Genomic DNA, 6,550 nt, shown 5'->3' with positions numbered 1-6,550 from the left:
ACCCCGGCCGGCCCGGCCAACTGTCGGCGCAGCTCGGCGACGACCGCGGGGGCGTCCGCGACGATCGCGAGGTCGGCCATGGCCATCATCGGCGCGCTCCCATCGAGGTTGACCGAGATCACGTGATCGGGGCTACCCAGGCCGCTGGTGTGCTGGACGGCCCCGCTGACCCCGAAGGCCAGATACAGCCGGGGCGCCACGATCGCCCCGGTGGTGCCGATCTGGCGTTCGAACGGGATCCAGTCGAGGTCGGCCACCACCCGGGTGCCGCCGAGCGACGCGCCGATCGCCGCCGCCACATCGGCGAGCAGTGCGAAGGCGTCCGCGCTGCCCATCCCGTGTCCGCCACCGACGATGCGCGACGCTTCGGTCAGCGCGATCGTCGCAGGGTCCGCCGGTAACACCGCCAGTACCTCGGCGTCGACTACCTCGGCGTCGCCGGCCACGGCGGGATCAGGGACCGCCGGGGTGAACGTGCGGATCCGCGGGGCGAGCTGGCATGGCGCGACACCGCGGACGCCCGGGATGAGCGTGACCACCACCGGGCCGCGCACCGGTGAGTGCTCGGCGAGCCGGCCGTCGTAGCGTGCGGCCACGATCTCGTGGGCGCGTACGGCGATGGCGTTCGCGACCAGCCCCCGGCCCAGCGTTGCGGCCAGGCGCGGAGCGAAGTCCCGGCCGTCCGGGGAAGCGGGCATGATGATCACGTCGGCGTCGATCGTGCCGCCGTCGAGTTCGGCGGCCAGCACCGCGGACCAGGCTGCCGGCGCGAACTCGCCGGCCTCCCACAGCGTGACGTCGGCCGCGCTGGTCAGATCGGTCGCGGCGGCGGCCACGCCGTCGCCGACGAGCAGGACCCGCCCGCCCGCCTCCGCGGTCACCTCGTCCGCGCCCGCCGGCAGCACGCCACGGCGCACCACGACCAGCCCGAGTGAGGATCTCGGCGGTGCGTCGGTTGCTACGACGGGTGGTGATCCCGACATCTACAGGCTCCTCCCGATCCGGTCGCCGTCGATCACGGCCGCATGTGCCCGCCGTGGTGCCACACAGTCTCCAACCCGGTGGACGGCGACCTCACCGGCGTCGCGCAGGGTGAGGTACAGGTCGTCCTCGGGTTCCTCGGGGACCGCCAGGACAACATGGTCGAACGGACGTGCGGTGGTCGTCCCGGTCGGGTGGAACAGCACCTGCAGGCCGGCGTCGTCCAGGCCCAGCACCACGCTGTCCGGTATCTGGGCGATGCCCTTGCGCGCAGCCCGGATGTTCCAGCCCTCGCTGTCCAACGTCACCCCGAGACCCTGGCCGACCTGCATGTCCGGGGAGAGCACCGTAACCTCGCAGCCGCGGTCGGCGAGCAGCTCGGCAACGGACGGGGCGTGGTGGAAGCCGATCTCGTCGACGATCACGACCCGCCCGGTCGGGGACGCCGAACCGTCGAGGACCGACCGCACTGTACATATCCGGGGGTCGTCCGGGCCGGCCCACCACGGCCGCGCCGGCCGGCTCCCAGTGGCCACGACGACCACGTCTGGATGATGGTCGCGGACGTAGCCGACGTCCACCCGCACTCCGGTCTTGATCGCCACGCCGAGCGTGCGCAACTCGGCCAGCTGGTTGCGGACGAGGTCGCCGAATTCGGCCCGGCCCGGGACGGTTGCGGCCAGGCGCACCTGCCCACCCGCCTCGTCGGCCGCCTCCACCAGGGTGACGCGGTGGCCGGCGCGATGGGCGCTGATCGCCGCCTGCATCCCGCCCGGCCCGGCACCCACCACCAGCACGTCCCTGGGCCGCACCGGCATCGGGAGGATCAGTGTGCCGGCCGGGTCGCGGCCGTCCGGACCGGGTTCGATACTGCCCTGGGCGGCCCGGACAGCCTCCCGGCCGGTCAGCGGGTTCTCGATGCAGCCGAGCCAGCGGTTCAGGCCCATCCGTCCGACGCATTCCTGGTTGCACGACAGGCACAGTCGGATGTTCTCGGTCGCCCCGGCGCGGGCTTGGCGGGCGAAGTTCGCGTCCGCGATCTGCCCGCGCACGATTCCGACGAGGTCGCAGTGCCCGTCAGCCAGTGCCCGCTCGGCCTGCAGCGGGTCCTTGAACCGGCCGACACCGACGACCGGAAGGTCCACGGCACCCCGGATCGCCGACGGGATGAACAGCGCATAGCCCGGTGGGACCGCCATCGACGCCTCGATCATGTAGAGGGTCGACGTGGCGGTGCCGATCGAGGTGTTGATGTAGTCGACGGCGCCGGTCGCCTCGACGATGCGCGCCACCGCGACGCACTCGTCGAGGGTGATGCCACCCTCGATCAACTCGTCGCCGCACAGCCGCACCCCGAGCGCGAGCTCCGGGCCGATCGCGGCCCGCACCGCCCGCACGATCTCCACGAGCAGCCGGGCCCGGTTGGCGAGGTCGCCCCCGTAACCGTCGGTGCGCTGGTTGGTCGCCGGTGACAGGAACCCCCGCACGATCGAGGAGTGCGAGCACTGCAGTTCGATCCCGTCGAAGCCGCCTTCTGCGCAGTGCGCGGCGGTTTTCGCGTAGCCGGCGACGATCTCGTCGATCTCCGCCTGGCTCACCGCCTTGGGAACCTCGCGGAACAGCGGATCCGCCACGGGCGAGGGCGCCCATACCGGCAGCCGGGAGAACATCCCGGACGCCTGTCCGCCGTTGTGGTTGATCTGCGCGAAGATCGGGACGCCGTGCCGGTGGACGGCCTCGGTGATGCGCCGGTAGCCGGGTATCGCGTGGCGGGAGAAGCCGTGGATCAGTTTCTCGTACGGCCAGTCGGTCGGATGCACCGAGTGCTCCTCGGTGATGATCAGACCGGTGCCGCCGGCCGCCCGGGTCGCGTAGTAGGCGGCGTGCTGCTCGGTGGGCAGCCCGTCGGCGGCGTAGTTGGTCAGGTGCGCCGAGAACACGATCCGGTTCGCGACCGTGATCGGGCCCAACCGCAGCGGGCTGAACAGATGCCGATACCGGCTCATCGACCGACCCCTCGGTTTCCCCGCGCCGGCTTCGCCCGGCCCGCCTCCGCCGCCGGCCGGGATATCCCGTCACCCACGGCGAGGGCGGCCCGGCGTCCCTCCAGCACGGCCTCATAGACGGTCCGGGGAGCGATCGCGTCCCCGACCACCGCCCCGGGCGCCGCCTCGATCTCGTCGGGCCCGAGCACGGGCAGCTCAGCGGTGTTGGTCACCAGCGCCGCACAGGCGATCTCCACCGTGGCGTCGGCGAACACGTCGTCCCCGTAGAGGATGGCGCCGTCCAGCCGGGTCAGCCGGGTCCGTTTCACCAGCTTCACCCCGGCCTGGTGCAGCCGGACGTTTGCCGGCGCCAGATCGCCGGTGCGGGACAGCTGCGTGCCCACCACCAGATCCGGCGAGACGAGCGTGACGTCCCGGCCGGCCGCGGCGAGCCGCTCGGCGACCGCGATCCCGGTCGAGTTACCCAACGGATCCCACACCACCACCGGACCGTCGGCCGGCAACAGATCGATCCCGGCCACCGCCGCGGTCAGCAACGCCCGCGCGCTCAGCACAACCGCGGTCGCACCCGGACCGCCCGGACCGTCCTCGGCCAGGGACACCTCGGGAGCGGGTTCAGGCGTCGGCGCGCTGACCGGGATGGGCTGCTCGCCGTCCCGGCCACCGACCGCGACGATCACCGCGGTGCCGGCTGCCGCTGTGCTCCCTTCGATGCCTGCCGCTGTGCCGGCATCGAGGCCGGCTTCGATGCCGGTGCGGATGGTCACCCCGAGCCGGGCGCACTCCGCCGCCAACCAGTCGGTGAGGTGGGTGAACCGGGACCGCCCCGCGCCCGCGGACGCCGCCACCAGCGCTCCGCCCAGGCGGGGTCCGCGTTCCAGCAGCGTGACGTGATGCCCGCGCAGCACCGCGACCCGCGCGGCCTCCAACCCGGCCGGCCCACCGCCGATCACCGTCACCGCAACGGGTACCCGCACCTGGCCGGCCACCGGTGAGTCGGTCGTCTCATGGCCGGACGACGGTTCACCCACACAGGACACCAGCGGATTGCGGTTGTCGCGTACCTGGCACACCTGGTTGCACAGGATGCACGGACGCGGGGCCCGGCCGGCCCGCACGGTTGCCACCAGCTCCGGGTCGGCGATCTGCGCCCGGGTCATCTCGACCGCGTCGGCGACGCCGTCCGCGAGCGCCGCCTGCGCCATGTCGACGTCCACCACGCTGCCCTGCAGGATGACCGGGACGGCGCGGATGCCGCCACCATCCGGGCCCTGCGTGCTGTCCGTGCCGTTCGTGTCGTTCGTGCCGTTCAGCGCTGCCCGGATGGTGGCGGTGAGCTCGCGGTTGAAGCCGGGCTCCACATGCATGTCCGGCCGGGTCGCGGCCACCGTGAAGATCGACCCGCGGACCACCACCAGGTAGTCGTACAGCCCTGCCAGCGCGCGGGCGATCTCGACCGCCGCCGCCGGGGTGACACCGGCCCACGGAGCCAGCTCGTCGCAGGACAGCCGCAGCCCGACGATCGCGTCCCCGGCCGCGGCGCGGGTGGCGGTCAGCACCTCCCGCGCGAACCGCAGCCGGTCCGTGCCGTAGCCGTCGCCGCGGGTGTTCGTCAGGCCCGACAGGAACTGGCGCACCAGGCTGTACTGGCCGGCGTTCACCTCCACACCGTCACAGCCGGCGGCGATCGCCGTACGGGTGGCCTCGGCGAAACCGCGCACGACAGCGTCGATGTCGCCTGGTTCCATCGACTTGGGAACCTCGCGGGTGTTCACCTCCGGTACCTGCGATGGTGCCCACAGCTCCCGCTGGGAGTACGCCGAGCTGCCCTGCCCACCCGCATGCCCGAGCGCCGCCACCAGCACGGTGCCGTACGGGTGCACCGCGTCCGCGATCGCCCGCCAACCCGCACCGCAGTCGGCGGCGAGGGGAGCCCGTTCGTACGGCCAGTCCGACGGATGGACCGACGCCTCCTCCGTCACGATCACGCCGACGCCCCCGGCCGCCCGCCGGGCGTAGTAGGCCACCGATCGCGACGAGAACGCCCGGCCATGGCACAGGTTGGTCTCGTGCGGCCCGAACAGCACCCGGCTCGGCGCGTTCCGGCCACCCAACGTGAATGGATCTGTGAGCAGCATTGTCGACCTCAGACGTCCTCAGTTTTCGTCAGGCTTCGTTGGCATGCGTGCCGTCCTCGGCCGAGAACCGCGCCGGGCGCTTCTCCTGCCGCGCGAGGATCGCCTCGGCAAGATCTGGCCAGTCGAACGACGCATCCATCAGTTCCACCGATGCCGCGAGCGCCTCGGCACGGGACCGCTCGGCATCGGCGTAGACCTGCCGTTTGATAACGGTAAGCGAGCGAGGAGAACAGTTCGCGGCCAGGTCGCGGGCGTAGTCGAAGGCAGCCCCGAGTTCCGTTCCCGCCGGGACGACCCGTTGCACCAGGCCGATGCGGTGCGCTTCGTCGGCATCTATCGTGCGGCCTGACAGCAGCAGGTCCATGGCGTTCGGCAGGCCCACCAGCCGTTGCAGCAGCCAGGATGCGTTGTACTCGGCGACCAGTCCCAGTCGGGCGAAGGCCGTGGTGAAGATCGCGTCCTTGCTGGCGAAGCGGATGTCCGCGCCCAGCAGCAGGCCGAACCCGATGCCCGCGACCGCACCGTTGACGGCCGCCACCACTGGTTTGGGCGTGCACACGGCGGCGTCCGCGGTAGCGGCCGAGCCCGGCAGGAACTCGCGCAGGGTTTCCGCACCCTGTGCGAGCAGCCCGAGATCCGCACCCGAGCAGAAGCCCTTACCCGCGCCGGTCAGCACGATGGCGCGTACCCGCGGGTCGTCGTCCGCCGCGCGCATCAGCTCGACGTAGCGATCCACCATCGGCGGCGTGAGCGCGTTGCGCTTGTCCGGTCGATTCAGCGTGATGGTGGCAACGCCTTCGGTCACCTCGTAGCGCACGGTGTCGACCCGGTCGTCTCCGAGCACTTCGGTCATACCGGACTCCCTCGGGTTCGGATCGGATCGCGTCGGTGTTCGTGCGGCATCCAGCAGACCAGATGTCGGGCCCACGTGCATACCACGGGCAGCGGGCGATCATTGGCAGGTGATCGTGCGCTTGGCGCATGGTCCACCCGAGAGCGCCCAGACCCCTCGGCCGGTCCCTGGCACGGCGTCGAGGTAGATCGTCGTTTACCCGGTTCCCCTTTTTCGATCATTCGATCGTGGGTGTTGTCGGGCTGAACATCCGGCGAGACGTTGGCAATCATCAATTGTTCTTGTGTTGGAATTGTTGTCTTGCGCACATCGGATGGCGGCTCGTATGGGTGATGTGCCCACCACGGGGATGCGTCCGGGGGTGCCCGGCCCGGCGAGGTTGTGACCTGCGGGTTTCGGTCTCTGTGCGGATGGCGGCCAGGCGGGCGGCCCGCTTGTCGTGGATCAAAACATGATGATCGCTTGAAATAATTATCTACCGGAGAACAATACTACGGCTGATGCGGTGCGTGGGCGGCTGTCTGCTGGCAGCGACCGGCCGAGCCTGGCCCTGACTCCGGATACCGACTGGT

Annotated in this window: 4 protein-coding genes; all 4 read right to left on the bottom strand. The window is 71.2% G+C overall.

What is annotated here, in order from left to right:
• On the bottom strand, positions 1-983 hold a 983-nt coding region (locus U9980_RS01550), incomplete at its 3' end, for a mycofactocin-associated electron transfer flavoprotein alpha subunit (protein ID WP_322766363.1).
• Positions 984-2,987 carry a mycofactocin system FadH/OYE family oxidoreductase 2 gene (locus tag U9980_RS01545; protein ID WP_322766362.1) on the bottom strand — a complete coding sequence of 668 codons (2,004 nt, stop codon included), beginning with the start codon at positions 2,985-2,987 and terminating at the stop codon, positions 984-986. It lies immediately after the preceding gene.
• The gene (locus tag U9980_RS01540) at positions 2,984-5,125 is read right to left on the bottom strand and encodes a mycofactocin system FadH/OYE family oxidoreductase 1 (protein WP_322766361.1); all 2,142 of its coding nucleotides are present in this window, start codon (positions 5,123-5,125) and stop codon (positions 2,984-2,986) included. The genes U9980_RS01545 and U9980_RS01540 overlap by 4 nt, the downstream gene beginning before the upstream one ends.
• Before the next feature lie 28 nt (positions 5,126-5,153).
• A complete protein-coding gene (locus tag U9980_RS01535; protein WP_322766360.1) occupies positions 5,154-5,978 on the bottom strand; it encodes an enoyl-CoA hydratase-related protein in 825 nt (274 codons plus the stop codon).
• Positions 5,979-6,550 lie beyond the last annotated feature (572 nt).

Source organism: Protofrankia sp. Cr1 (genome assembly GCF_963555865.1).
In the GTDB taxonomy this organism is placed as follows: Bacteria; Actinomycetota; Actinomycetes; order Frankiales; family Frankiaceae; genus Protofrankia.
The sequence above is the reverse complement of the archived record's forward strand: the minus strand, read 5'-3'. Positions and strand labels throughout refer to the sequence as shown.